This window comes from Endozoicomonas sp. SESOKO1 (assembly GCF_024606265.1).
GTDB lineage: Bacteria > Pseudomonadota > Gammaproteobacteria > Pseudomonadales > Endozoicomonadaceae > Endozoicomonas.
The window spans coordinates 1-1,373 of sequence record NZ_JAHHPP010000301.1 but is presented as its reverse complement, the minus strand read 5'-3'; the positions used below and the strand labels follow the sequence as shown (position 1 = coordinate 1,373).

Sequence of the window (1,373 nt, the reverse complement as noted above, 5' to 3'; positions counted from 1 at the left end):
GATAGCCGCCCACCGCAAGTGGGTGCGCAGGGCAGAAAACTGCTGAAACTTTATGCGGACCGGGGCCAGGTGATCCAGGACCGCAATATGTGGCAGATAAACGACATTAAAAATAACAATGTCCGGGCGATGCAGGCCATCAAGCGCAGTGGTGAAGAGATAAAAGTCAACGACCGGATTTATCTTGAATGGCCCCTTGAACGGCTGGTGTGTTGTGCACACGGCCTGCGGGCCATGGACAAACTGCTCAGGGATAACTTCCTGACCATCAGCAGCCTTGCCCAACAATGCCTCAGCTATGATGCCAGCCGTGGCCTGACCATGAACCCACAAGCTCCTGGGGAAAGCCCGGCCAGGGAGATCATCATTGATAACCTGGTCAACCGGTTCCTGAATATGTACTCACAGTTGGCACAGGCGCGGTCCGAGATGATCCTGGCCACCGGGTTTCCCATGGAAGAGACCTCCGAGGCCGGGCGTTTCCGGGGATTTAATGCCCAGGGCATGGATACTACGCTCAAAGCACTGTTGCGTGATGCTTCCGGGGTGTCCGCACCGTTTCGGGACGTTCTTAGGGGGTTGGCGAACTACGTGGACAGGCAGATCACGGAGGAGCGCCTCGACGATGGTGACGATCTGCGAACCCCAAGGCCCGATGAACAACTGTCGTCGGTGATACACAATGCCACCGTCGCCGATCATGAGTTCACCTTGCCGTCGGGCTGGTTGGAACGCGGAGACCTTGATGCGACCAACCGGATCATCGAGGCTGAGTCGGACCGTTTCATTACCAGGATGGGGGTATATAGAGACTGGAAACACTTCCCGGTTAATTACCGGAAGATCCTTGAGAACCCCACAGATTATGATGCCGTATTCCAGAATGACGAGACTGTTCCCTGCTATAACAGCGAATCGGGACTGGACGACACGTCGGCACTGGCACGGCTGCTTGCCCGCCCTCCGGCTACATCAAACTTCACCCTGACTGAGCGGAAACTGCTGAAGGGGTATGTCGGCCAGACCACAGCAATCCATGCCAGTTATGCCCACCAGGTCGAGGCCATAAAGCAGCAGAACCAGCAGATTATGGCAGCCATACCTGCGGAGGAGTCAGACTCAATCACCTGGCCGGAAAAACGACAGGTGTGCTGCGTCAACTTGCTGGAGTCGCTGGAGAGGCAGCTCCGGGACAGTTTCCTGAACATGAGCAGTACCGCGGGGCAGTATCTCCGCTACGATAGCGACCAGTTGCAGACACCCGGCGGCACACCGAACCAGCGCTCCACCGAAGCGTCGATCATCAGGAATCTGGCCAACCAGTTCCAGAATCTGTAGGGTTCTCAAGGATCTTCCGGTAATTAACCGGGAAG

1 protein-coding gene is annotated in these 1,373 nt (G+C 56.4%); it reads left to right on the top strand.

Annotated elements, in window-relative coordinates:
- Nucleotides 1-1,338 (top strand): hypothetical protein (locus tag KDK13_RS13405; protein ID WP_257285478.1); only part of this gene is annotated, 1,338 nt, incomplete at its 5' end.
- Between the last annotated feature and the right edge of the window lie 35 nt (nucleotides 1,339-1,373).